Raw genomic sequence first — 25309 nt, forward strand, 5'->3', positions numbered from 1 at the left:
GGGGGAACGCCGGTGATCTCGTGCTGATCGCGCTCGTGGTCGTCGCCGTGATCTTCGGTGCCGGCGCACAGCGCATTGCAGGCATGGGATTCGGGTTGGTCAGCTCGCCGTTTCTGGTGCTGCTGCTCGGTCCCTTCGACGGGATTCTTGTGATCAACGCCTGTGCCCTGGTGATGGCGGCGCTCGTGCTGGCCCGGGTCTGGCGGCATGTGGAGTGGCGGCGGTACGTGCTGCTGGTGGTGCCGGCCTTGATCGGCGTGCTGCCCGGGTCGTGGCTGGCCGCGACGCTGCCGGGACCGATTCTGTCGGTGTCGATCGGGGTGCTGCTGATCCTCGGGCTGATCGCGTCGCTCGTGGCGTCGCGGTTCAACGTCACGGTGACGGGCGTCGTGCCCGCCGTGGTGGCCGGCCTCACCTCTGGGGCGATGAACTCGGCGGCGGCCGTCGGCGGCCCGGCCATCGGCATCTACGCGGTGCTCACCCGCTGGCACCAGCGGCCGTTTGCGGCAACGCTGCAGCCGTACTTCTTTACGGTGGGCTTCACGTCGCTGGCCACGAAGCTGTGGTTCTCGGGCGAGAGCGTCACGTCGCTCCTGGCCTGGTGGGAGTGGCTGACCATCCTCACGGCACTTCTGGTCGGCCTTACCGTCGGCGACCGGCTGAGCAAGCGCATCAGTCACGACGCCGCGCGCACCGCGGTGATCGTGATCGCGTTCGGGGGCGCGATTGTCACGATCATCCACGGGCTGCTGGCCTGAGCTCGGGTCGGCGGAATCGCAGTGACGAGAAGCAGTGACCGGTAGCAGGGCCTAAAGGCCGGGCGCGGGGCGGTTCTGCTCGGGGTGGGAGCGGCCGAAGGCGCCGCTGACGGCCTCGCCGGCGCGCACGCCCAGGCGCTGCGCCGGCTGCTCCACCCAGCGCGTCATCAGCTGAGCGAAAACCAGGCTGAGCGGCACCGAGCACAGCGCCCCCAGCCACCACCGCTCCGGCCCGAACAGCGTGGCGAACGTCACCACGATCGGGAAGTGCACCAGGTAAAGGCTGAAGCTCACCCGGCCCAGCCAGAGCAGCGGCCGGGTTGTCAACGGATGCTGCAGCACCGGCCACAACGCGACGCACGCGACCACAAGGAAGGCGCCGGGCACTCGGAGCGAGAGTGTCACGTCGCCCCAGAACCCCGTGAGCACCTGGCGTAGCAGCCAGTGCAGGATGAGGAGGAGCGGGCCGAGCAGCGTGAGGCCGATCCACGCGGCCGTGCCGGCAGGGCGACGGGCGAGCGCGGCGCCGCGCTCGCGGAGCTCGTCGTAGTGGGCGGCGAGGAGCCCGCCGAGCGCGAACGCCGGGAGGAACATGAGCGGCTCGATGCCGGTGACGTAACCGGTGGTCGCGACGGCGGTGAGCAGCAGGGCCCAGAAGGCAACCCGGCGGCGGCCGCGCATCGCCAGGGCCAGCACCACGAACAGCGGCAGCAGCAACGAGAACCACATCTCCCAGACCAGCGACCACAACGGCGGGTTCACGTCGGGACGTTCCGCGAGGCCCACGATGCTCGCCTCCCGCAGGAAGTTCCCGAGGCTCAGGTCGGCATCGGCCTGCCGGGCCAGCCACGGCCCGGCGGACGGGTCGCCGGTGCGCGGCACCAGCGCGATCCAGAGTCCCGCGAGCAGGATCGAGACGAGCACGGGAAGGGCCAACCGGATCACGCGGCGCGGGTAATAGGCGAGCCAGGCGTATCCGTTGCCGCGGATGACCGCCCCGAGGGGCGAGCGCACCAGCACGAAGCCGCTCAGCACGAAGAAGACCAGCACGAACTCCGGGCCGGCGACGACGATCTTGAGCGGCGAGAGGGTGGCCCACCAGCCGACGGAGGCGAACTCCACACCCCGGCTGGACCGGTATGCCTCAGAGATGGCCGGCACCGTCATCGAGACGTGGTGCACGAGCACGACGGCGGCGGCGACCCCGCGCAGCGCGTCGAGGGCGTGCAGTCGCCCGACGGAGCCGCTCGGGCGCTGGCCCGCGCCCGTGCCGGCCGCTGCACCTGCCCTCGTGCCTGCCACGCTTCCACCCTAGGCGTGCACTGCTCGCCCCGGCACGTCGCGCCCCCCGCCCCCCTCTCCCCGTCGATAACTCCGGGGATCCGCCGCGCGGGCGCGGCAGGGCCGCGCGTCTACGGGCATCCCGACCGTCCGTCCGCAATTCCTCCGGAGTTAGCAGCGCCGGTCCTCCGGAGTTAGCAGCGCCGGGCGGGCGGGCGGGAGCGCCGGGTCGGGGTCGGGCCGCTCCAATGCTCCCGCCGATCCCCGTCGCTAACTCCGGGGATCGGCCGCGCGGGCGCACGTGTGCCCGCGTGTCTATGCGGCAGCCTGTCGGTCCGTCCGCGATTCCTCCGGAGTTAGCGGCGCCGAGCGGGCGGGGGTAAGCGTCGCGGCCCCCGCCTACTTCATCGCGTCGGTGATGACCTGCATGATCGCGGTGTCGGCGAGCGTCGTGGTGTCGCCCACCTCGCGGCCCTCGGCGACGTCCCGCAGCAGCCGCCGCATGATCTTGCCCGAGCGGGTCTTCGGCAGCTCGTTGACGACGAAGATCTGCCGCGGCCGCGCGATCGCGCCGATCTGCTGCGCCACGTGGGCCCGCAGGATCTCGGCCACGTCGCCGGCGGAGGCGGCATCCGTTTGGCTGGCCTTGATGATCACGAACGCCACCACCGCCTGCCCGGTCGTCTCGTCGGACGCCCCGACGACGGCCGCCTCGGCGGTCAGCGGATGCGCCACCAGCGACGACTCGATCTCTGCCGTCGAGAGGCGGTGGCCCGAGACGTTCATGACGTCGTCGACGCGTCCGAGCAGCCAGAGGTCGCCGTCGTCGTCGAGGCGCGCGCCGTCGCCGGCGAAGTACTTGTCGCCGAACTTCTCCCAGTAGGTCTCCTTGAAGCGATCCGGGTCGCCCCAGATGCCGCGCAGCATCGACGGCCACGGCTCTGTGACGACGAGCAGGCCACCGTTGCCCTCGCCGACGGGCGTGCCGCTGTCGTCGAGCACGTCGATCGAGATGCCCGGGATGGGCACCTGCGCCGACCCGGGCTTCAGCGACGTGATGCCCGGCAGGGCGGAGACCATGATGGCGCCGGTCTCGGTCTGCCACCAGGTGTCGACCACCGGCGTCTTGCCTGCGCCGATGACCTCGCGGTACCAGACCCAGGCCTCGGGGTTGATCGGCTCGCCCACCGAGCCCAGCACGCGGAGGCTCGAGAGGTCGAACTTCTGCGGAATCTGCCGGCCGAGCTTCATGAAGGTGCGGATGGCGGTGGGTGCGGTGTAGAGGATCGAGACCTTGTACTTCTCGATGAGTTCCCACCAGCGGCCGGGGTGCGGGGTGTCGGGGGTGCCCTCGTAGAGCACCTGGGTGGCGCCGCTGGCGAGGGGACCGTAGACCACGTAGCTGTGCCCGGTGACCCAGCCGACGTCGGCCGTGCACCAGTAGACATCCGTTTCGGGGTGCAGGTCGAACACGGCCTGGGTGGTGAACGCGGTCTGCGTGAGGTAGCCGCCGCTCGTGTGCAGGATGCCCTTCGGCTTACCCGTCGTGCCGGAGGTGTAGAGGATGAACAGCGGGTTCTCGGCCGGGAACGGCTGCGCCTCGTGCTCGGCGGGTGCGGCGGCCATCTCGTCGTGCCACCAGAGGTCGCGGTCGGTCCAGTCCACGTCCTGGCCGGTGCGCTTGACGACGAGCACGTGCTCGACGGATGTCCCGTCGCCGCCGGTGAGGGCCGCGTCGACGGCTGGCTTCAGGCTCGAGGCCTTGCCCTTGCGGTAGCCGCCGTCGGCGGTGATGACGAGCTTGGCGTTCGCGTCGTCGATGCGCGAGCGGATGCTGTCGGCGCTGAATCCGCCGAAGACCACCGAGTGCACGGCGCCGATGCGGGCGACCGCGAGCATGGCGATCACGGCCTCGGGGATCATGGGCAGGTAGATCGCGACCCGGTCGCCGGCGCTGATGCCGAGTTTCGTGAGCACGTTCGCGGCCTTCTTGACCTCGGCGGTGAGCTCCGCGTAGGTGAGCGTGCGGGTGTCGCCGGGCTCACCCTCGAAGTGGAAGGCGACGCGGTCGCCGTTGCCGGCCTCGACGTGACGGTCGAGGCAGTTGTACGCGACGTTGAGCTCTCCGTCGTCGAACCACTTCGCGAACGGCGGGTTGGACCAGTCGAGGGTGCGCGTGAACGGGGTGTGCCAGTGCAGGAGCTCGCGAGACCGGTCGGCCCAGAAGGCCAGGCGGTCGGCCGCGGCATCCGTGTAGAGCTGCTCGGTGGCCACCGCCTGCGCGGCGAACTCGGGGGAGGGCGGGAATCGGCGCGATTCGTCGAGCAGGTGATCGATCTGGGTGCTCATATATCTACTGTCGCTCCTTTGCGAGGCGATGGGCGGATGCGCGGGGCTTGTCACGCGACGGACAAAACCTTACTCTCGTCGGCGCCGGGGCATTCTTCGGGTGACGTGGGAGGTCATCTTCGGACAATCTCCCGCGAGTTTTCGGCTCGCGGCGGCGCCTTTTCCGCGTCTTTTCGGGGCGTTTCGAGGGGTGCCCATGCCCCCCAAGCAGTTGCCCTCGAAAATGGGGGCAAATGACCTTGGTTTTGACGACGCGTCGGCATACACTGATCCGAGTCGGACGAAAGTCCAGACCCGTGACGCGCTTTTTCCCCCCAATTCGCGCGTTGCCGAGGCGGTACCCGTTCCCCCCAATGGGTACCGCCCCCTTCTCTTTAAAGCCACCGTCGCCGGACGTGCCGCCGTCGCCCGCCCGACGCTCGCGCGCCCCGCGCCCGACGCTCGCGCGCGCCGCGTGTGAGGGGCCAGCTTTACCTAGTCCGGGCCGGCTGGCACTAGGTAAACGCGACCCCTCACGGGCTGAGTGGGCCACGAGTGGATGTGACGTTGGGTCGCGTTCTCGTCGGCGTCCTCCACAGGCGAGCGGGTGGCGGTGGCTGTCCCGAGGTCAGCGGGACGAGAAGAAGCGGTGCCCGTGCGCCCGTACGGTGTGCGCATGACCATGCCGTTCGTCGCCGTTCCGTCGTTCGCGACGGCGAGGTCCCCGGCCGACGCGGACGGCACCGGGAGGATCGTGCCTGCCAGCGCCGACGAACGCATCGCCCCCTGGGATACCGACGATGACCGGGCGCAAACGGACAGTTCGCTCGACGGCGTGGCGCTCCACGGAGCTGACCACGGAACCCCTGCGCTCGCCGGCAATCAGTGCGACGTGTCCGCGCTCGGGCCGCTCGCGCCGTTCGCCGCCGAGCCCGGCGTGACCGACCTGTTCGTGAACGGGGAGTCCGGCCTGTGGGTCGACGACGGGCGCGAGCTGCGGCACCGGAACGAGTGGGAGGCCGACGAGCGGCAGGCGCGCGAGCTCGCGGTGGGGCTCATCGCGCGGGGCGGCCGCCACATCGACGAGGCCAGCCCGTGTGTGGATGTGAGGCTGGCCGGCGGCATCCGTGTGCATGCGGTGTTGCCGCCGGTCTCGAGCACCGGCACGCTCATCTCGATCCGGCTGCCGCGCGCGGCCGGCCTCAGCCTGAACCGGCTGGTCGACGCCGGGTTGTGCGGAGACGGAGAGCGGCGCGAGGCGCTGCGCGAACGGCTCCGCACGACGGTGATGCGCCGCGAAAACCTGCTGATCACGGGCGCCGCCGGCACCGGCAAGACGACCCTGCTGGCGGCGCTGCTCGGGGAGGCGCCCGCCCACGAGCGCATCGTCGTCATCGAGGACGTGGCGGAGCTGCACATCGCGCACCCGCACGTCGTGGCACTCGAGGCCCGGCAGCCGAACCTTGAGGGGGCGGGACGCATCGGCGTCGAGTCGCTGGTGCGCGAGGCATTGCGGATGCGCCCGGACCGGCTCGTGGTGGGGGAGTGCCGGGGTGCGGAGATCCGGGAGCTGCTCGGCGCGCTCAACACCGGGCACGACGGCGGCGCGGGAACGATGCACGCCAACTCGCTCACCGACGTGCCGGCCCGCCTCGAAGCGCTGGGCGCGCTCGCCGGGCTGGGCCCGGAGGCCGTGGCGCGGCAGACGGTCAGCGCGTTCGACCTCGTGCTGCACCTCGAGCGCCGCGACGGGCTGCGTCGTCTTGCGGCCGTGGGCCGGTTCGCTGTGGGGGAGCGCGGAACGCTCACGGTGGAGGAGGCCGACGCGCTGACCGACGACGCTTCGGGGCCGGGCTGGTGATTCGGTTCCGCCGGCGGCAGAGTGCCCCTGACCCGCCGGTCGACGAGGTGGCCGCTGTCACGCAGCGTCTCGCAGTTCTGCTCTCGGCCGGGGTGTCGCCGGCGTCGGCCTGGACGTACCTGCTGCCGGCGGAAGCCGCACCCGACGCTGCGGACGGGGCGGGAAGCGCCGCCAATCCGGAGGTGGGCCGGCGGGATTCGGGAAGGGAGGCCGCGCGCGGGGCATCTCCGGTTGTTCATGCTGCCGCGCTCGCCGGCGCGGCAGGCGGGAACGTGGCCGACGCCGTGGCCGCGGCGGCGCATCCGTTGCCCGGCGCGGAGCGGCACGCCTGGCTCGCGCTCGCCGCGGCCTGGGCGGTGGCGACGGAGGCGGGGGCGCCGCTGGCGGGATCCCTGCGGGAGCTTGCCGCCTCGTTTCGGCAGCTCGGCCAGCTGCAGCGCGATGTGGGCGTCGCCCTCGCCGGCCCGGCGGCGACAGCCCGTGTCGTGCTCACCCTGCCCGTGGTCGGCCTGGGCTTCGGCATTCTGATGGGGTTCGACACCGTGCACGCGCTCGTCGCGACCCTGCCCGGCCTGTTCTGCCTCGCCGCCGGTGCGGCACTCATCGCGATTGGCGCGCGATGGAACCGGCGTCTGGTGCGGCGGGCGCAGGCGACGGATGCCGCACCCGGCCTGGCGCTCGACCTCACCGCGATCGGCATGGCCGGCGGCGCATCCGTTGCCCGGGCCCGTGAGCTGGTGGCGACGGCCATCGACCGTTACGAGCTGTCCGCAGGCGACGCGGAGGTGACGGTCGCGGCCGTGCTCGACCTCGCCACCCGCGCCGGTGTGCCCGCCGCCGAGCTGCTGCGGAGCGAGGCGGAGCAAGTGCGGAGGGCCGCGCGCAGCGAGGGGCAGCGGCGGGCTGAGACCCTCGCCGTGGCGCTGATGCTTCCGCTGGGGCTGTGCGTGCTGCCGGCGTTCATGCTCGTGGGTGTGGCGCCGCTGCTGCTCGGCGTCCTGGCCTCCACGTTCGCGGTGCTGTAGCCGTCCTCCACAGCCGCCAGGCCGCGCGGGTTGTGCACCGAACCCGTGGGCTCGGGGCCGGGCTGGCGCGGGCGGGGCAGGCTGGACCTGCTCGCGCCACCACGATCGCGTCGACGGACGCAGAAGGAGTGAACCATGCTGAGAAGACTGGTGAGGCGCGTGCTCGAGCGGCTGAGACTCCGCACGCCGAGCGAGGAGGGTGCCGCGACGGCCGAGTACGCCGTTGCGACGATGGCGGCGGTCGGGTTCGCCGGCCTCCTCATTGTCATCCTGCGGAGTGACGAGGTGCGGGGGATCCTCACCGACCTGGTGCGCAGTGCGCTCACGGTGGGGTAGGCCACTCCGGCGCGGGGAGACGGGCAGTGTCACGGCTGAGTTCGCGACCGTCATGCCCGCGGTCATGCTCGTGCTGGCCGCCTGCCTCGGTGCCGTGCAGGTCGCCGGCCAGCACGTGCGCATGACGGATGCCGCCGCCAGCGCCGCCCGGTCGTTGGCGCGCGGCGACGGGGTGGACGCGGCGACCGCGATCGCCCGGCAGAGCGTCGGCAGCGTGACGCTGGGCAGCGACCATCAGGGGCAGTTCGTGTGCGCGCGCCTGAATGCGCCGAGCGCGTTCCTGCCGTTCGCGGCCGCGGGCCTGCGATTGGAGGCGTCCTCGTGCGCGCTCGCCGGCGTCCCGTGAACGACCTCGGCTCGGGATCGGTCCTCGCGGTCGCCATCCTCGGCGCCTGCCTGCTCCTGACAGCGGTCTTGGTGCCGGCGCTCGCGATGCTCGCGCTCGGGCAAGGCGTGCAGGGCGCAGCGGATGCCGCGGCACTCGCCGCCGCCGACACTGCCTCCGGGGCGGTACCCGGGATCCCCTGCGAGGCCGCCGCGGCGGCGGCGGCGCTCAACGGGGCAACCGTTGCCGCCTGCAGGGTCGACGACCTGATAGCCACCGTCGCGGTCGAGCGCAGGGTTGCCGGCTTCCGGCTCGGCGCCGAGGCGCGCGCGGGGCCACCCCGCGCGAACCCGGAACGCGCGAACCGGGAACGCGCGTTCAAGGGACCGCGGGTGGAAACTAACGCGAGCTGCGACTCCTGCGAGCTGCGACTCCTGTGAGCTGCGACTCCTCTATAGAGAAAGGAGCAGTACTATTCGAAGACGGCCTCAAGGAAGCGGTAGGCAACCGCCGTCGGTTGCTCGGAGCCCTCCCCGTCGAACTCGAGGTCGGCGCCTCGCACATACAGGTACCGTTTTCCACTGGTACCGGTGGGGATCTCGATCCTCGGTTGCGGATCGCCGGACTCCAGGAACTCGGTCCTGATCGTCTTACCCTCGAGCGGGCCGTTCATCAGCTTCGCCGTGTAGGTTCCGTAGGTTTGCTCCGTTGCAGCCATACCCCCATTGTCCTCAGCAAACGGCAAGAGGCAAGGGTTTGCGCCGTGAGGGCGTCGGTGCGCGCTGCACGCGGAAACCGGCGGCCACGAATTAGGCGGGTACTCCATTCGTATGTGTATGGTGTGCCTTGGTCCTCGAACGGGACCTTGACATTTAAGAGGAGTCTGGTGCCAGGCACGAAGAAGCTGGTCATCGTCGAGTCACCGACGAAGATGAAGTCGATCGCAGGATATTTGGGCGACGGCTACGAGGTGCTGTCCTCGGTGGGCCACATTCGGGACCTGATCGAACCCAAGAACCTGCCGCCGGAGCTCAAGAAGGGCCCGCTAGGCAAGTTCTCCGTCGACGTCGAGAACGGCTTCGAGCCGTATTACGTGGTGTCCGACTCCAAGAAGAAGACGGTCGCCGAGCTCAAGCGCGCGCTGAAGAACGCCGACGAACTCCTCCTCGCAACTGATGAGGATCGCGAGGGTGAGGCCATCGCCTGGCACCTCCTGCAGGTGCTCGCCCCGAAGGTGCCCGTGCGCCGCATGGTGTTCCACGAGATCACCAAAGACGCGATCCTCCAGGCCAAGGACCACACCCGCGACCTCGACACCTCGCTCGTCGACGCACAGGAGACCCGTCGCATCCTCGACCGCCTTTACGGCTACGAGGTCTCCCCGGTGCTGTGGCGCAAGGTGGGCCCCGGGCTTTCGGCCGGCCGCGTGCAGTCGGCGGCGACGCGCCTCGTGGTCGACCGGGAGCGTGAACGCCTGGCCTTCGTCTCGGCGAGCTACTGGGACCTCACGGCCCTGCTCGCGGCATCCGTCGGCGACAGCGCCGGCGCCGACGACACGTTCGACGCCCGTCTGGTTCGCCTGAACGGGGAGCGCATCGCCACGGGCAGCGACTTCGACGACCTGGGCCAGCTCAAGCCGAAGGTGAGCGCGGCGACGCTCGACGAGGCATCCGCCCTCGCCCTCGCCGACGCCCTCAAGGCGCCCGAGGTCGCCGTGACGGTGACCAAGGTCAGCTCCAAGCCGTACCGTCGCAGCCCGGCCGCGCCGTTCACCACCTCCACGCTGCAGCAGGAGGCCGCGCGGAAGCTCCGGTTCACCGCCCGCCAGACCATGAGCGTGGCGCAGTCGTTGTACGAGAACGGCTACATCACCTATATGCGCACCGACTCTCCGTCGCTGTCGCAGCAGGCGATCACCGCGGCCCGCACACAGGCGGCCGCGCTCTACGGGCCCGAGACGGTGCCCGACAAGCCGCGCCTGTACAAGGGCAAGAGCAAGAACGCGCAGGAGGCCCACGAGGCGATCCGCCCCTCCGGCGACACCTTCCGCACGCCGGCGTCGCTGTCGTCGAGCCTGCGCGGCAACGACTTCAAGCTCTACGACCTGATCTGGAAGCGCACGGTGGCCTCCCAGATGGCGGATGCGACGGGGTCGACCGCGTCGGTCACCATCGAGGCCGGCCCCACGGGCGACGCCGCTCACCCGAAGGCCTCCGGCGCGCTCGCCGAGTTCGCCGCCAGCGGCACGGTCATCACGTTCCGCGGCTTCATGCTCGCCTACGAGGAGTCCCGCGACGAGGAGCGCAACGCGCCGCAGGACGCCAAGGAATCCAAGCTGCCGCCGCTGACGGAAGGCCAGAAGCTGGGGATGCGCGAGGTGGAGGCCAAGGGCCACGAGACCACGCCCGCCGCCCGGTACACCGAGGCGAGCCTCGTGAAGAAGCTGGAAGAGCTCGGCATCGGCCGGCCGTCCACCTACGCGTCGATCATCTCCACCATCACCGACCGCGGCTACGTGCGGCTGCGGGGCCAGGCGCTCGTGCCCAACTGGATCGCGTTCTCGGTGGTGCGCCTGCTGGAGGACTACTTCGGCGACCTCGTGCAGTACGACTTCACCGCCGAGATGGAGAACGACCTCGACCGCATCGCCGACGGCGAGGCGGAGCGGGTCGACTGGCTGAACAGCTTCTACTTCGGCTCCGCCAAGCACCGGGGACTCCGCCAGGTGATCGACAACCTCGGCGAGATCGACGCGCGCGCCGTCAACTCGGTGCGCATCGACGACGACATCACGCTCCGCATCGGCAAGTACGGCCCCTACCTCGAGGTCGTCGATCCGCAGGCCGCCGCGGATGCCACCCCGCGCCGGGTGAACATCCCCGAGGACCTCGCCCCCGACGAGCTCACCCCCGCCAAGGCGCGCGAACTCGTCGACGCGCCCGTGCTGACCGACCGCGTCGTGGGTGTGAACCCGGAGAACGGCAAGAACATCGTGGCCAAGGACGGCCGGTTCGGCCCCTACGTCACCGAGCTCGATCCGGAACCCGAGGCGACCGAGGCGGAAACCGGCGAGACCGTGAACCCGGCCACCGGCGAGGTGACGAGCGCGGACGCCGACAGCGCCGACGCCAAGCCGAAGAAGAAGGCCGCCGCGAAGAAGGCGCCGGCCGCGCCGAAGCCGCGCACGGCATCCCTGTTCAAATCGATGGACCTCGCGACCATCGACCTCGACACCGCCCTGGCGCTGCTGAACCTGCCGCGCGTCGTCGGCCTCGACCCGGAATCGGGCGAGGAGATCACCGCGCAGGGTGGCCGCTTCGGCCCGTACCTGAAGAAGGGCACCGACACCCGCTCGCTCACGAGCGAGGACCAGATCTTCGAGATCGACCTGCCCGGTGCCCTCGAACTGTTCGCGCAGCCCAAGTACGGCGCCCGCCGCGCCTCCAGCGCGCTCAAGGAGTTCGAGAAGCCCGACCCCGACAGCGGTAAGGCCATCAAGATCAAGGACGGCCGCTTCGGCGCCTACGTGACCGACGGCGTCACCAACGCCACGATTCCCAAGGCCGAGTCGATCGAGGACGTCGACTACGAGCGGGCCGTGCAGCTGCTCGCCGACAAGCGTGCCAAGGGTCCGGCGACCAAGAAGGCTCCCGCGAAGAAGGCCGCCGCCAAGAAGGCGCCGGCCAAGAAGACAGCGACCAAGAAGGCGCCCGCCAAGAAGACAGCGACCGGCACGGCGAAGAAGGCGACGGCCAAGAAGACGAATGCGTCGGCAGCGGATGCGAAACCCGCCGCCAAGAAGACCACGGCCCCCGCCACGAAGAAGGCGACCGCGACGGAGTGAGCGGTCTTTTCATCACGTTCGAGGGCGGCGACGGCTCGGGCAAGTCGACGCAGGCCGCGCTGCTCACCACCTGGCTTGAGGGCCAGGGGCGCAGTGTGGTGCGCACCCGTGAGCCGGGCGGCACGGATGTCGGCACCCGGATCCGCGAGATCGTGTTGCATCACCGCGGCGAAGTCTCGCCCCGGGCCGAGGCGCTGCTCTACGCGGCCGACCGCGCCCAGCACATCGCCACCAAGGTGCGCCCGGCCCTCGATCGGGGCGCCGTGGTGATCCAGGACCGGTACCTCGACTCCTCCGTCGCATACCAGGGCGCGGGCCGGGTGCTCGGCGCCACCGAGGTGCGCGACCTGTCGCTCTGGGCGGTCGAGGGACTGCTTCCCGACCTCACGATCCTGCTCGACCTCGACGAGTCCGTCGCGCGCACCCGGCTGGACGCCGCCGACAAGGTGTTCGACCGGCTCGAGGCTGAGAAACAGGAGTTCCACGGCCGGGTCCGGGCGGCGTTCCTCGACCTCGCCGCCGCCGAACCCGACCGCTTCCTCGTGCTCGACGCCGCGGCATCCGTCGAGAGCCTGGCCGACAGCATCCGTTCGCGGGTCGCCGCCCTGCTCTAAGAAAGGCGTCATATAAGGCCATGAAGGCCGCCGCGACGACACGCTACTGCTACGGTTTTCCTGATCCACACGGGGGCCCCGGCAGGGGCTGAGATCGGGCTGGTGCTGCCTGCGACCGTTGAACCTGTCTGGGTAATGCCGACGAAGGAAGCAGGGCAAGACGTCCATGGAATCTGTCGAAGTGTTGAACGCGCCCACGGTGAGTCGAGCCGACCGCCTGGACCGCCTGCCGTTCACGAAACGCCACACCCGGCTGCTGTTCGGCTCCGGGGTCGGCTGGGCTCTCGATGCGCTCGACGTCGGCCTGATCTCGTTCGTCATCGCCCAGTTGTCGATCACCTGGAGCACGGACGCCTCGGCGCTCTCCTGGGTCGCCTCGGCCGGCTTCGCCGGCATGGCCATCGGCGCCGCTCTCGGCGGCCTCCTCGCCGACCGCCTCGGGCGCCGCAACGTGTTCGCCCTCACCCTGCTCATCTACGGGATCGCCACCGGACTCTCCGCGCTGTCGTGGTCGGTGGGTGTGCTGCTGGTGCTGCGGTTCATCGTGGGCCTCGGGCTCGGCGCCGAACTGCCGGTCGCGTCGACGCTCGTCAGCGAATTCGCGCCCCGGCGCATCCGTGGTCGCGTCGTCGTCATCCTCGAAGCGTTCTGGGCGGTCGGCTGGATCGGGGCGGCCGTGCTCGGCTACCTGGTCATCCCGACGAGCGAGAACGGATGGCGCTGGGCGCTTCTGATCGGCGCCGCGCCCGCCGTCTGGGCGGTGCTGGTTCGCCTGCGGCTCCCGGAGTCCGTGCGATTCCTGGAAGGTGCGGGGCGCCACGACGAGGCCGAGACGATCGTGCGGGAGTTCGAGACGGAGGCCGGCGTCGCCTCTCCACCTGCGGAAGGCGGTGCCGGCACGCACGCCGGCGCCGCCCCGGCTGCACTGCGTAGCCGCCTCGCGGGCTTGTTCGCGCCTGAACTGCGGCGGCGCACCCTCGCCGTGTGGCTGGTGTGGGCGGCCGTCAACTTCGCCTACTACGGGGCCTTCATCTGGCTCCCGAGCATTCTCGTCGCCGCTGGATTCCCCCTGGTGCGATCCTTCGAATACACCCTCATCATCACGCTGGCGCAGTTGCCGGGATATGCGGCATCCGCTTATCTGGTCGAGAAATGGGGCCGCCGGCTCACCCTCGCGGTGTTCCTCCTCGGCTCCGCAGGGTCGGCCGTGCTCTTCGGGTTCGGCGCGGTGAGCGGCTCGGTCGCGCAGATCATCGCGGCCGGAATGCTGCTGTCGTTCTTCAACCTGGGCGCGTGGGGCGCCCTCTACGCGGTCACGCCCGAGATCTACCCGACCGCGCTGCGGGGCACGGGAGCCGGCTGGGCGGCCAGCGTCGGACGGATCGCGTCGATCGCGGCGCCGCTCTCCGTGCCGCCGCTCCTCGCCCTGGGCGGAGCGCCGGTTCTGTTCCTCGTCTTCGGCGTGGTCTTCGTGATCGCGGCAGTCGGCGCGTTTCTGCTTCCCGAGCTCAAAGGCGCCGCGCTGTCGTAACTTCCGCCGCGGATGCCTTGGCGGGCGGCTCGATCCGGACTTGACTGGCGACGGTAAGCCGGGACCGTGACGAGTGGGAGCAGACGATGGATCTAAGGAATCGCCGAGGCGTGATCACCGGGGCCGGAAGCGGCATCGGACGAGAGCTCGCCGTCGAGTTCGGCAGGCGAGGCGGGGATCTCCTGCTGGTCGGTCGTCGTCAGGAGACGCTCGATGAGACGGCGGAACTCGTTCGGAGCGCCGGTGGCGCCGCCTCCATCCTGGAGCTGGACGTCACGGCGCCGGGCGCCGCCGAACGCATCCAGGCGGCGGCGGCCTCGCCGGACCTTCTGGTCAACAACGCCGGCAACGTGCGGGCCGGGCGGTTGGATGAGCTGCCGGAGTCGGACATCCACGCGATGATCGACCTCAATCTCACGGCCCCGATCCTGCTCACGCGGTCGCTCCTTGGCCCGTTGCGTGCCGCCGGCAGCGATCGCGGCAGCATCATCCTGAACATCTCCAGCGGCATCGCCCTCGTCGGGATGCCGTTCTATACCGTCTATGCCGCGACGAAGTCGGGCATTGCGCACTTCGGTGAGGCGCTTCGGCGCGAGCTGCACGGCACCGGCGTGCATGTGGCGACCGCCTACCCCGGGGCGACGGCGACGCCCATGATGGACAGTTCTACGGCGGGGGAGGATCTCGGGTTCGGCCGGCGTCCTGTCGAGGATGTCGTGGCCGATGTGCTCGCCGCACTGGAGTCGGGGGCGCACGAGATCAATACCGCATTGCCCACCCGGCGGAAGATGCAGGACCTGAACGTCACCGATCCGCTCGCGGTCGATGCGGCACTCGCGCCTCGCCTCGGCGCGTTGGAGGAGGCGACGCGCGAGCACCGCAGCATGTAGCGGGCCCGCCTCCCGCAGAAGTGTCAGGGCTGTGTCAGGGGCGACCGGTAGCCTTGCATCATGACGGTGTGGGACGACCTGACGGGCCAGGCGGAGGCTATCGCGGTGTTCCGCGCGGCCGCCGAGCGCCCCGGCGTCGCCGTCGCCATGGCCGACTCGTCAGCGTCTGACGGGCAGGTCCTGACCGCCCCGCCGGCCACCGACGACCACTCCTCCATGACCCACGCCTGGCTCATCACCGGGCCGCCCGGGTCGGGGCGCTCCAACCTGGCGTTCGCGTTCGCGACGGCGCTGCTCGGCCCCGGCACGCCCGAGGGCGACGAGGCCGCGAGACGACAGGTCGAGGCGCGCACGCACCCCGACCTCATCCTGCTCTCCACCGAAGGCGTCATCATCAAGATGGACGCGGTCAAAGAGGCGGTCGCGCGCTCGCAGTACTCGCCGTCGGTCGGCCGCTACCGGGTCGTCGTCGTCGAAGACGCCGACCGCATGGTCGAGCGCACCTCCAACGTGCTGCTCAAGGCGCTGGAGGAACCGCCGGAGCGCACGGTGTGGATACTCTGCGCGCCCAGCGAAGCGGACCTGCTGCCCACCATCCGGTCGCGCGTGCGCACCGTTCGCCTGCGGGTTCCGTCGGTCGACGACGTAGCGGAGCTGCTGCAGCGCCGCGACGGCGTCGACGCGGTCACCGCTGAGCGCGCCGCCCGGCATGCGCAGAGCCACATCGGCATGGCGCACCGCCTCGCGACGAGCCCCGAGGCCGAGACGCGACGTGAGGAGACCCTGCGGGCGGCCCTCGGCATCCGCTCGGTCTCGGCCGCCGTCAACGGGGCCGCGCGCATGATCGCGATCGCCGGCGACGACGCGAAGGCCATCACCCTGGAGCGTGACGCCGAGGAGCGTAAGGCCGTGCTGCGCTCCCTGGGGCTCGACGAGGGGCAGGCGATTCCCGCGCGCCTGCGCGGCCAGCTCAAAGACATGGAAGACGACCAGAAGCGCCGCGCCACCCGGAGCCTGCGCGACGGCATCGACCGCATCCTCGTCGACCTGGCCTCGCTCTACCGCGACATTCTCATGGTGCAGCTCGGGCGGGAACAGGCGGTGATCAACCGCGAACTCGCTCGCGAGGTGACGGATGCCGCGGCAGCCGCCACCCCGTCGGCCACACTGGCCACCATGGACGCCATCACCCTCGCCCGGCAGCGCATCGAGGCGAACGTGGCCCCGGCACTGGCGCTCGAGGCCATGCTGGTCTCGGCGATCCGCCGATGAGCGCGCCCGCACCGACCAAGATCAAGAAGAGGTTCCCGTGAGCAAACGCCTCCGAATCGTGCCGGCGATCGCCGCCGCCCTCGCGCTGGGCCTCGGCCTGAGCGGCTGTGCCCCGTGGTCGGTGCCCACCGCGCCCGCGCCGGCCACCTCCACACCCACCGGCGAGAAGGTCGACCCGGCGCTCGAGACCTTCTACCACCAGTCGCTCAGCTGGAAGGGCTGCGGCGACGGCCTGCAGTGCGCCACCGCGAAGGCGCCGCTCGACTGGTCCGACCCCGGGTCGGGCGCCGTCGACCTGGCGCTCGTGCGGCACCAGGCGACCGGTGAGCGACTCGGGTCGCTGCTGGTGAACCCCGGCGGACCCGGCGCATCCGGGTACGACTTCATCAAGGACTCGCTCGACTACGCCACCGACGACAAGCTGCAGGCCGGGTACGACATCGTGGGATTCGACCCGCGGGGCGTCGGCCGCTCCTCGGCGGTCGCCTGCTACGGGCCGAAGAAGATGGACGAGTACCTCTACGGTATTCCACAGGCCGAGCGCGGCACCGACGCGTGGATCGCCGAGCTGGAGGCGTCCGCCAAGGACTTCGCATCCGCGTGCAAGCAGAAGACCGGCGCGCTGCTCGGCGACGTCGACACCGTGAGCGCCGCCCGCGACCTCGACCTGCTGCGCGCGGTGCTCGGCGACGCGAAGCTCAACTACCTCGGGTACTCCTACGGCACATTCCTCGGCGCCACCTACGCCGGCCTGTACCCGGAGAAGGTGGGGCGGCTGGTGCTCGACGGTGCCGTCGACCCGTCGACGACCAACTTCGAGGTGACGAAGACCCAGGCCGAGGGGTTCGAGAGCGCGCTGCGCGCCTACCTCACCGACTGCCTCGCCGGCCAAGACTGCCCGTTCTCGGGGTCTGTCGACGCAGCCATGGACACCATCGGGTCGCTCCTCGACTCCGTTGATCGCAGCCCCATCGCCGCCGGCGACGGCCGACAGCTCGGCTCGAGCGCGCTGCTCACCGCTATCATCTACCCGCTGTACGACGCCACCGCATGGTCGTACCTCAGCGACATGTTCGCCAGCGTGCTGCGCGGTCAGGCCGACTACGCGTTCCAGTTTGCCGATGCCTACAACGGCCGCGCCGACGACGGCACCTACAAAGACAACTCCACCGAAGCGTTCACCGCCATCAACTGCCTCGACTACAACTACAACGACGACCCGGCGTCGATGCGGGCGGAGGCGGCCAAGATCGCGAAGGCGGCGCCGGTCATCGGCCCGTACATGAGTTACGGCGACATCACCTGCGCGAACTGGCCGTATCACTTCACCGGAAAGCGCACCGAGATCCACGCCCCCGGTGCCGCGCCGATCCTCGTCGTCGGCACCACCAACGACCCGGCGACCCCGTATGTGTGGGCGAAGAGCCTGGCCGAGCAGCTCGACAGCGGGCACCTCGTGACGTACACCGGCGAGGGGCACACGGCGTACAACAAGTCCAACGCCTGCGTGAACAACGCCGTCGACGCCTACTTCCTCAAGGGCACGGTCCCCGCCACCGACCCGCGCTGCTGACGCGGCGCGCGCGGAACCGTCGCCCCGCCTGCGCCGTGTTCACGAAGGTCGCCAAGACCCGCTAAGCTTGGATGCTGTGTCACCGGGCTTCCCGCGAGGGAGGACCAGGACCCGCCGCCTTAGCTCAGTCGGTAGAGCGATTCACTCGTAATGAATAGGTCATCAGTTCGATTCTGATAGGCGGCCCCAGTAATAACGCGGGAAGCAGACCCAGCGGTCGGAACCCGATAGCAACGGGCATAGCAACCGGCAGTCGTCAGAGGGTCACGCGCGGGTAGGCTCCTGTGCATGACTGACGCACTGCGATGGGGCATTCTGGCCACGGGCGGCATCGCCCACTCGTTCACGAACGATCTGGTGCTGAACGGGTTCCAGGTGCAAGCGGTCGGGTCCCGCTCCCAGGCGTCCGCCGACGCATTCGCCGCCCGGTTCGGCATCCCGACGGCCCACGGGAGTTATGAAGACCTCGTCGCCGACCCCGACGTCGACATTGTCTACGTGTCCACGCCGCATCCGTTTCACGCCGACACCGCAGCCCTCGCCCTGAACGCCGGCAAGCACGTGCTCGTCGAGAAGCCCGTCACCCTGAACGCCGCGGAGGCGCGTCGCCTCTTCGACCTCGCCGCGAGCAAGAACCTGCTCGTGCTCGAGGCGATGTGGACCCGGTTTCTGCCGCACATGGTGCGGATCCGCGAGATTCTCGCGGCGGGCACCCTCGGCGACGTGCACACCCTGCTCGCCGACCACACCCAGCTGCTCTCCAACGACCCCGCGCACCGCCTCAACGCGCTGGAACTCGGCGGCGGCGCCCTGCTCGACCTTGGCATCTACCCGATCTCGTTCGCCTCGGCGCTGTTCGGGCGCCCAGAGAGCATCCAAGCCAGCGCGACCTTCAAGAAGACCGGGGCTGATGCGCAGGTCGCCACCATCTTCCGCTACGCCGGAGGCCAGATCGCCACCACCCTCTCGGCCAGCGACACCACGGGGCCCAACCGCGCCACGATCCTCGGCACGGAGGCCCGCATCGAGATCGACCACGTCTGGTACTCGCCCACCACGTTCCAAGTGATCAACAGCCACAACGAGGTGATCGAGTCGTTCACGGCCGAGGTCACCGGCCGGGGCATGCAGTTCCAGGCCGCCGAGGCCGAGCAGCTCGTTCGCGCCGGCAAGACCACGAGCGACGTCCTCCCCGCCGACGAATCGATCGCGATCATGGAGACGCTCGACGAGATCCGCGCCCAGATCGGGCTCCGCTACCCGGGCGAGTAGCGGCCCCCTTCCCGGCCTCTTCCCACATTCCGCCCACGTAAAATGCAGGGGTGGATGACGAGCAACAGCCAGACGACGAGACGCCCGCAGGTCCCGCCGAGGGGGCAACGGATGCTTCGCCCGCCGGCTCGACGACGCCCGCCGGTGCCGGCTCGGCGACGCCCGCCGGCAACTCCGACACCCCTGCCGGCTCCGACCCGGCCTCCGACCCTGAGTCGCCGGCCGACGCCGACCTGGCCAGCGTAGACGTCGCATCCGCCGACACCCGACCCACCCGACGCCTGCCGAAGGTGGACGCGGACGGGGCATCCGTTGCCGGGGGCGACGACTTCGATGCGCTGCTGTTCCGCTCCGACGCACCCACGGCCGACGCTCGTGATGCGCGGGCTACCGGGCCCATCGTTACCGCCGACGGCGAGGTGCTGCACGGGCCGCCCGCCGCCACCCATGCCGCAGCCGGCACGGGAGGCGCAGGCTCACGTTTCCCCCGGGGACTGGCCGCAGCGGCCGCGCTTGTCGCCTTCGCGATCCTCGGCACCGGCGCGGTCTACGCGGGAAACGCCACGGCCGAGCGCGCCCCCGTGGCCGCGGTCAGCACCCCCACCCCCGACCCCGTGCGGAGCGCCCCCGCCGCAACGGCCGAGCCCGCGCGCATCCGCACCTGCTCGGTCGCCGATCTCGCCGCCGATCCCCGCTTGGGAGAGCTCCAGGCACAGGTGCGCAACGCCAAGACCGGCGAGGTGCTCTTCGATCGGGGCGGCGACACCGCCTCGCGCACCGCGAGCGTGCTGAAGGTGCTGACCTCGGCCGCCGCGCTCAGCGTGCTCGGACCCGACTACCGGGCCGAGACGACGGTGGTCAAGGGCAGCGAGCCGGGGAGCGTCGTGCTCGTCGGCGGCGGCGACCTCACCCTCACCCGGCTCCCGGTCGGCCAGGAATCGACCTACATCGGCGCCGCGCACCTCGAAACCCTCGCCGAACTCACCCGTGCCGCCTGGGACGCCGACCCCGCCAACCAGGGCCAGCCGATCACGTCGCTGGTGCTCGACGCATCGCTGTTCGGCGATCCGGACTGGCAGCCCAGCTGGAACACCAAGGAACGCGTCGACGGGTACATGCCGAAGATCACCGCGCTCGAAGTGGACGGTGACCGGGACGACCCCACCGCCGACGTGTCGCCGCGCAGCGACGATCCCGTCGGGCGCGCCGGAGACGCCTTCGCCGAGGCCCTCGGCGGCGGCCTCGACGTGACGCGCGGCACGGCGCCGGAAGGGGCGAAGGAGCTCGCCTCGGTGCAGTCGCAGCCCGTGTCGACGCTGATCCAGCAGGCGCTCCTCGTCTCCGACAATGCGCTCGCCGAGATGCTCGCGCGCCTCACCGCCATCAAGCAGGGCGCCGGCAACACCTTCGACGCGCTCCAGGAGTCGACACTGGCCGGCCTGCAGCAATACGGGATCGACACCACGGGCATCGTGATCGCCGACGGCTCCGGATTGAGCGACGACAACGCCGTCCCACCGTCGTACCTCACCCAGCTCTTCATGAAGATCAACGCGCGCGACGGCGACCTCGGCTACATCTACGACGGGCTGCCGATCGCCGGAGAGACCGGCTCCCTCTCCTACGACGACCGGTTCACGGGCGACAACGCCGTGGCCGACGGCTCCGTCTTCGCCAAGACGGGCTGGATCGACACCGGCTACACACTCGCCGGCATCATCCACGCCGACGACAACACCGACCTCACCTTCGCCCTCTACGCCCTCGGCGACGTGAGCGACGACGCGAAACAAGCCATCGACACCCTCGCCGCCGCGTTCTACCGCTGTGGCGACAACCTCTCGGACAATTAGGCTCGGCAGTACCGGCGGCCACCCTCAACACGGCAAGGAGCGACCATGGCGCGAGCGCTTTTCATCATCGACGTGCAGAACGACTTCACCGAGGGAGGAGCCCTCGGCGTCGACGGCGGCGCTGCCGTTGCGGCCGGCATCTCCCAGCTGCTGGCCGAGCATCCGGACTATTACGACGACATCCTCGCCTCCCGGGACTGGCACGACCCTGACAACGACAACGGCGGGCACTTCGCGCGCCCGAACGAACCCGACTATGTGACCACCTGGCCCGTGCACTGCGTCGCGGGCACCCCGGGGGCCGAATATCACCCCGCGCTCACAACCGACAGCGTCTCCTTCCACATCCGAAAAGGCCAGGGCAAGCCGGCCTACTCCATCTTCGAGGGCACCACCGATGCCGGTGAGAGTGTCGGTGACCTGCTCATCGAGCGCGGCATCACGGATGTCGACCTGGTCGGCCTGGCCACGGACCACTGTGTGCGCGCCTCGGCGCTCGACGCCATCGAGCACGGTCAGCATGTGCGGATCCTCATCGACCTCATCGCCGGCGTCGCTCCTGAACCGAGCGAGCGGGCCCTCGCCGAGCTCGCCCACGCCGGGGCGGAGCTCGGGGCGTCAGCCGTGTTGGTGGGGCAGCGCGAGAGCGAGCGCTGACCGCCGGGCGGGCGCACCCCGGTCGGCGTGTCGTATCCGATCACCGGGTCCGGTCAAAGGTCAACCCATTGCGGCACCCGACCGACCGAGGCAGGGTGGGCGTTATGAAACGGGTTTCGTACGCGGGCGAGTCGTTCCTGACTCCGGACACCGTCGCTGACGCGCTCGTGGACCTGACGGCGGCGCTGGGCCGCGTGCAGAAGGCAGAAGCCGTGGAGCTGCCTGCGGTCGACGACCAGGGGCGCAGCCAGCCGGTGCGGCTGGTGCTGGGGCCGGCCAGCCAGATCCTCGCCGTGCACGAAGACACCCGCTACGCGGAGCCCGACGTCGGCGACACCGTCGAGCGGCTCGTCGCCAAGACCCGGCAGACGGATGCCCGCAATGTCGCCATTGTCGCGCCTGCGGCCGTGTCCACCTCGGCATTCTTCGACCTTGACGACGTAGACTCGGCGTAGTCACCCGAACGGGTGGCTTTCTTGGCGTTGGGAACACAGAAGGTCACCATGGGGAAGCTGATTTACGGGTCGCCGGGCACTGCAATTGAAATTGAGGACCGTGCCCTCGCGCACCTCAAGGTGGCCATGCTCGCCAAGCTTCGCCGCGACGAGAAGTTCGCGCTGTCATGGCAGCACGGCGCCGAGGGCGGCGGTGGCCGCAGCACCGTCTGGGTGCACCCCTCGATCCCCCTGCAGTTCATCTTCAACGGCGGCAAACAGCCCACGCTGAACAAGGCGTGGGTGGAACTGCTGGTCGAGACCGCGAACAGCGGGTCCGGCATCCAGCTGCTGCCCGAGCCCGTCGACGCCGAATAGCGCTTCGCTGCGCCAGCCTGGATACGGCACGCACCCGTAGGCTTTACCGGTGCCCGTCATCCAGATCAGCGACCTCACCGACCCGCGACTGGCCGACTACTCGCACCTCACCGACGTCGCGCTGAAGAAGGCGCGCGGCACCGAGCACGGTTTGTACCTGGCCGAGTCGGCGCTGGTGCTTGAGCGTGCGCTCCGGGCCGGACACACGCCGCGGTCGGTGCTCGCCCTCGGCGGCACGGTCGACGAAGCCGTCGCGCTCGTCGGCGAGGACGTCACCGTCTTCTCCGGGCCGGGGGAGCTGCTCGCGGAGCTCACCGGCTACATCCTGCACCGCGGCCTGATCGCCTCCATGCACCGGCCCGCGCTGCCCGACCCCGACGAGTTGCTCGACGGCGCTCGCCGCATCGTGATCCTCGAGAACGTGGCCGACCCCACCAATGTGGGCGCCATCTTCCGTTCCGCCGGGGCGATCGGCGCCGACGCGATCCTGGTGACGTCCCGCTGCTCAGACCCGTTCTACCGCCGGGCCATCCGCGTCTCGATGGGCACCGTGCTGCAGGTGCCGTGGACGCGGGTCGGCGACTGGAGCCCGACCCGCGCCCTGCTCAGCCGGCACGGCTTCCATGTGGCGGCTCTGGCGCTCACAGCGGATGCCGTGAGCCTGCGGGAGTTCACCGGCCGCTCCCACGAGCGGCTGGCCCTCGTGCTCGGCGCCGAGGGGCCCGGACTCACCGACGACGCGCTCGCCGCCGCCGACACGGTGGTGCAGATCCCGATGAAGCACGGCATCGACTCCCTGAACGTGGCCGCCGCGAGCGCCGTCGCCATGTGGGCGCTCTCCGGCTGAACTGCACCGTCACCCGCCCGCACTTTCCACCCCGGAGCGCCCCGCTCCTCCGGCGCTAACTCCGGAAGTTCTTCTGTCGGGAATCGGGGGAGGCCGACGTGCCGCGGTCGTCCGCGGTACTTCGTCGGCCGGGCGCCATATTCTCCGGAGTTAGCGACGCGGGGCGGCGGACACCGGTCTGGGCGGTCGAGTCGCCCCGGCCTAGGCTGGGGGCATGAGCAGCGACGCCGTCATTGTGGATGTCATTCGCAGCCCCTCGGGGCGCGGCAAGCACGGCGGCGCGCTCGCCGGCGTGCACCCGGCCGACCTCCTCGCCCAGGTGCTCACCGCGCTGCTCGCGCGCAACGACCTCGACCCCGCCCTCGTCGACGACGTGATCGGCGGATGCGTCACCCAGTCCGGCGAGCAGAGCATCAACATCACGCGCACCGCGTTGCTGTCGGCGGGCTTCCCCGACTCGGTTCCCGGCGTCACCGTCGACCGGCAGTGCGGTTCCAGCCAGCAGGCGGCCACCTTCGCCGCCCAGGGCGTGATCGCGGGCAGCTATGACATTGTGATCGCATGCGGCGTGGAGTCGATGAGCCGCAACCCGCTCGGCTCGAACGCCGGCAGCGCCGACCCGCACGGCGCCCTCCTGCACGCGCGCTACCCCGGCGGGCTCATCGGGCAGGGCGTCTCCGCCGAGCTCGTCGCGCAGAAGTGGAACCTCGGCCGCGACGAGCTCGACGCCTACGCCGCCCGCTCGCACCGCCTCGCCGCCGAGAACGAGGCCGGCGGCTTCTTCGACGCGGAGATCGTCCCGATCACCACCCCCGACGGCAGCGTCGTCGACCGCGACGAGACCATCCGCCCCGGCACCACGAAGGAGGGCCTCGCGTCGCTGAAGCCCGCCTTCCACACCAGCGCACTCTCCGAGCGGTTCCCCGACATCGACTGGAAGATCACCGCCGGCAACTCGTCGCCGCTGACCGACGGCGCATCCGCTGCCCTGATCATGAGCGCCGACCGCGCCGCGAGCCTCGGCCTCACGCCCCGCGCCCGGTTCCGCGGGTTCGCCGTCGCCGGCAGCGACCCCCTGCTCATGCTCACCGGGGTGATCCCGGTAACCCAGCGCATCCTCGAGCGCACGGGCCTCGGCCTCGCCGACATCGACGCCTTCGAGATCAACGAGGCCTTCGCATCCGTGCCGCTGGCCTGGCAGCGCGAGCTCGGCGCCGACCCCGAGAAGCTCAACCCGCGCGGCGGCGCCATCGCCCTCGGCCACGCGCTCGGCTCCTCCGGCACGCGCCTGCTCGGCACGCTGCTCACCCATCTCGAGGCGACGGACGGCCGCCTCGGCCTGCAAGCGATGTGCGAGGGCGGCGGCATGGCCAACGCCACCATCATCGAGAGGCTCTGACATGCTGATCCACGGATGCTCCGCCCTCGTCACCGGCGCCGCCTCCGGACTCGGGTTGGCCACCATTACCGCCCTGCACGACGCCGGCGCGTCGGTCGTGCTGCTCGACCTCCCCGGCGCTCCCGGCGACGACATCGTCACCGCGCTCGGAAGTCGCGCCGTCTTCGCCCCCGGCGACGTCACGAGTGCGGCCGACGTGCACCAGGCCGTCGACGCCGCGACCGCCCTCGGCCCGTTGCGCATCGTCGTGAACTGCGCCGGGATCGCCTCCGGGGCCCGCACGGTGGGCCGGGAGGGCCCGCAGCCGCTCGAGGACTTCGAGCGGGTCGTGCGGGTGAACCTCGTCGGCACGTACAACGTGGTGCGCCTCGCGGCGGCCGCCATGCAGGAGACCGAGCCGGTGGGCCTCACGCCGGAGCGTGGCGTGATCGTGAACACGGCATCCGTCGCGGCATTCGAAGGCCAGATCGGGCAGGCGGCCTACGCCGCGTCGAAGGGCGCCGTCGCGGCGATGACGCTGCCGCTCGCCCGCGAGTTCGCGGCCACACTCATCCGGGTGATGGCCATCGCGCCGGGCACCTTCGACACCCCGATGCTGCGCGGCCTGCCGCAGCAGGTGCGGGATTCCCTCGGGGCCCAGGTGCCGCATCCGTCGCGCCTCGGCGACCCGGCCGAGTACGCCGCGCTCGTGCGGCACATCGTGGAGAACCCGATGCTCAACGGCGAGACGATCCGGCTCGACGGGGCCATCCGCATGCAGCCGCGGTAGCGCACCGCAGCGAAGCTGGGAAATCGCCTACTGTTCCGTCGAGGATCTTTCACGTTTGCCAG

The 25309-nt window shown here is 70.6% G+C and carries 23 protein-coding genes, 1 tRNA gene and 1 riboswitch; of the genes, 21 read left to right on the plus strand and 3 right to left on the minus strand.

Translation table 11 applies throughout. The features are described from left to right. The first annotated feature begins 20 nt into the window (after positions 1–20). Positions 21–758, plus strand: a complete 738-nt coding sequence (locus EEJ31_RS07220) for a sulfite exporter TauE/SafE family protein (RefSeq protein WP_233563785.1) — start codon at positions 21–23, stop codon at positions 756–758. Between the two features lie 51 nt (positions 759–809). Here the strand turns inward: EEJ31_RS07220 and EEJ31_RS07225 are convergent, their stop codons facing one another. Next, on the minus strand, positions 810–2060 hold the full coding sequence (locus tag EEJ31_RS07225; RefSeq protein ID WP_123045629.1) for an acyltransferase family protein: 1251 nt from the start codon (positions 2058–2060) through the stop codon (positions 810–812). A gap of 378 nt (positions 2061–2438) precedes the next feature. Beyond that, positions 2439–4388 (minus strand): acetate--CoA ligase, encoded by a 1950-nt coding sequence (gene acs / locus EEJ31_RS07230; protein WP_123045630.1) that lies wholly within the window; start codon positions 4386–4388, stop codon positions 2439–2441. A gap of 655 nt (positions 4389–5043) precedes the next feature. Between acs and EEJ31_RS07235 the strand changes: the two genes are divergently transcribed. From EEJ31_RS07235 to EEJ31_RS07255, 5 genes are all read left to right on the plus strand, one after another. Beyond that, the gene (locus EEJ31_RS07235; protein WP_233563786.1) at positions 5044–6228 is read left to right on the plus strand and encodes a TadA family conjugal transfer-associated ATPase; all 1185 of its coding nucleotides are present in this window, start codon (positions 5044–5046) and stop codon (positions 6226–6228) included. Next, positions 6225–7253, plus strand: a complete 1029-nt coding sequence (locus tag EEJ31_RS07240) for a type II secretion system F family protein (protein WP_123045631.1) — start codon at positions 6225–6227, stop codon at positions 7251–7253. The genes EEJ31_RS07235 and EEJ31_RS07240 overlap by 4 nt, the downstream gene beginning before the upstream one ends. Before the next feature lie 135 nt (positions 7254–7388). Next, a complete protein-coding gene (locus EEJ31_RS07245) occupies positions 7389–7589 on the plus strand; it encodes a DUF4244 domain-containing protein (protein WP_123045632.1) in 201 nt (66 codons plus the stop codon). Next, positions 7570–7935 (plus strand): TadE family type IV pilus minor pilin, encoded by a 366-nt coding sequence (locus EEJ31_RS07250; RefSeq protein WP_267897610.1) that lies wholly within the window; start codon positions 7570–7572, stop codon positions 7933–7935. The genes EEJ31_RS07245 and EEJ31_RS07250 overlap by 20 nt, the downstream gene beginning before the upstream one ends. Continuing rightward, the gene (locus tag EEJ31_RS07255) at positions 7911–8354 is read left to right on the plus strand and encodes an Rv3654c family TadE-like protein (protein WP_233563787.1); all 444 of its coding nucleotides are present in this window, start codon (positions 7911–7913) and stop codon (positions 8352–8354) included. The genes EEJ31_RS07250 and EEJ31_RS07255 overlap by 25 nt, the downstream gene beginning before the upstream one ends. A gap of 32 nt (positions 8355–8386) precedes the next feature. Here the strand turns inward: EEJ31_RS07255 and EEJ31_RS07260 are convergent, their stop codons facing one another. Beyond that, positions 8387–8632, minus strand: a complete 246-nt coding sequence (locus EEJ31_RS07260; RefSeq protein ID WP_123045635.1) for a hypothetical protein — start codon at positions 8630–8632, stop codon at positions 8387–8389. 168 nt (positions 8633–8800) lie between these two features. Here EEJ31_RS07260 and topA point away from each other — a divergent pair, with 168 nt between their 5' ends. The 15 genes from topA (at position 8801) to EEJ31_RS07335 (ending at position 25247) form a co-directional block, all read left to right on the plus strand. Next, positions 8801–11758, plus strand: a complete 2958-nt coding sequence (gene topA / locus EEJ31_RS07265) for a type I DNA topoisomerase (protein ID WP_123045636.1) — start codon at positions 8801–8803, stop codon at positions 11756–11758. Further along, complete coding sequence (tmk, locus tag EEJ31_RS07270) at positions 11755–12372, plus strand: dTMP kinase (protein WP_123045637.1); 618 nt, start codon at positions 11755–11757, stop codon at positions 12370–12372. The genes topA and tmk overlap by 4 nt, the downstream gene beginning before the upstream one ends. 59 nt (positions 12373–12431) lie before the next feature. After that, a riboswitch (TPP riboswitch) is annotated at positions 12432–12539 on the plus strand. Further along, positions 12539–13903 carry an MFS transporter gene (locus tag EEJ31_RS07275; protein WP_123045638.1) on the plus strand — a complete coding sequence of 455 codons (1365 nt, stop codon included), beginning with the start codon at positions 12539–12541 and terminating at the stop codon, positions 13901–13903. It overlaps the preceding riboswitch by 1 nt. A 110-nt stretch (positions 13904–14013) precedes the next feature. Continuing rightward, positions 14014–14793, plus strand: a complete 780-nt coding sequence (locus tag EEJ31_RS07280) for an SDR family NAD(P)-dependent oxidoreductase (RefSeq protein WP_158603922.1) — start codon at positions 14014–14016, stop codon at positions 14791–14793. Between the two features lie 60 nt (positions 14794–14853). Further along, positions 14854–16065, plus strand: coding sequence for a DNA polymerase III subunit delta' (locus EEJ31_RS07285; protein WP_123045640.1), 1212 nt, complete (start codon positions 14854–14856; stop codon positions 16063–16065). Between the two features lie 37 nt (positions 16066–16102). Beyond that, positions 16103–17638, plus strand: a complete 1536-nt coding sequence (locus tag EEJ31_RS07290; protein ID WP_123045641.1) for an alpha/beta hydrolase — start codon at positions 16103–16105, stop codon at positions 17636–17638. 113 nt (positions 17639–17751) lie between these two features. Beyond that, a tRNA-Thr gene (locus EEJ31_RS07295) sits at positions 17752–17827 on the plus strand. A 99-nt stretch (positions 17828–17926) separates the two neighbouring features. Next, entirely contained in the window at positions 17927–18910 is a 984-nt protein-coding gene (locus tag EEJ31_RS07300; protein ID WP_123045642.1) for a Gfo/Idh/MocA family protein, read from the plus strand. Between the two features lie 50 nt (positions 18911–18960). After that, a complete protein-coding gene (locus EEJ31_RS07305; RefSeq protein ID WP_233563788.1) occupies positions 18961–20763 on the plus strand; it encodes a D-alanyl-D-alanine carboxypeptidase in 1803 nt (600 codons plus the stop codon). A 45-nt stretch (positions 20764–20808) separates the two neighbouring features. Then, complete coding sequence (locus EEJ31_RS07310; RefSeq protein WP_123045643.1) at positions 20809–21420, plus strand: isochorismatase family protein; 612 nt, start codon at positions 20809–20811, stop codon at positions 21418–21420. Positions 21421–21524: 104 nt separating this feature from the next. Beyond that, complete coding sequence (locus EEJ31_RS07315; RefSeq protein ID WP_123045644.1) at positions 21525–21875, plus strand: hypothetical protein; 351 nt, start codon at positions 21525–21527, stop codon at positions 21873–21875. Positions 21876–21923: 48 nt separating this feature from the next. After that, positions 21924–22232: a DUF7882 family protein gene (locus EEJ31_RS07320; RefSeq protein WP_123045645.1), complete on the plus strand. Its 309-nt coding sequence runs from the start codon at positions 21924–21926 to the stop codon at positions 22230–22232. Between the two features lie 49 nt (positions 22233–22281). After that, complete coding sequence (locus tag EEJ31_RS07325; protein WP_123045646.1) at positions 22282–23079, plus strand: TrmH family RNA methyltransferase; 798 nt, start codon at positions 22282–22284, stop codon at positions 23077–23079. A 214-nt stretch (positions 23080–23293) separates the two neighbouring features. After that, the gene (locus tag EEJ31_RS07330; protein WP_123045647.1) at positions 23294–24478 is read left to right on the plus strand and encodes a thiolase family protein; all 1185 of its coding nucleotides are present in this window, start codon (positions 23294–23296) and stop codon (positions 24476–24478) included. A 1-nt stretch (position 24479) separates the two neighbouring features. Then, complete coding sequence (locus EEJ31_RS07335) at positions 24480–25247, plus strand: 3-hydroxyacyl-CoA dehydrogenase (RefSeq protein ID WP_123045648.1); 768 nt, start codon at positions 24480–24482, stop codon at positions 25245–25247. Positions 25248–25309 lie beyond the last annotated feature (62 nt).

Origin of the sequence: Cryobacterium tepidiphilum, assembly GCF_003716325.1 — a bacterium.
GTDB lineage: Bacteria > Actinomycetota > Actinomycetes > Actinomycetales > Microbacteriaceae > Cryobacterium > Cryobacterium tepidiphilum.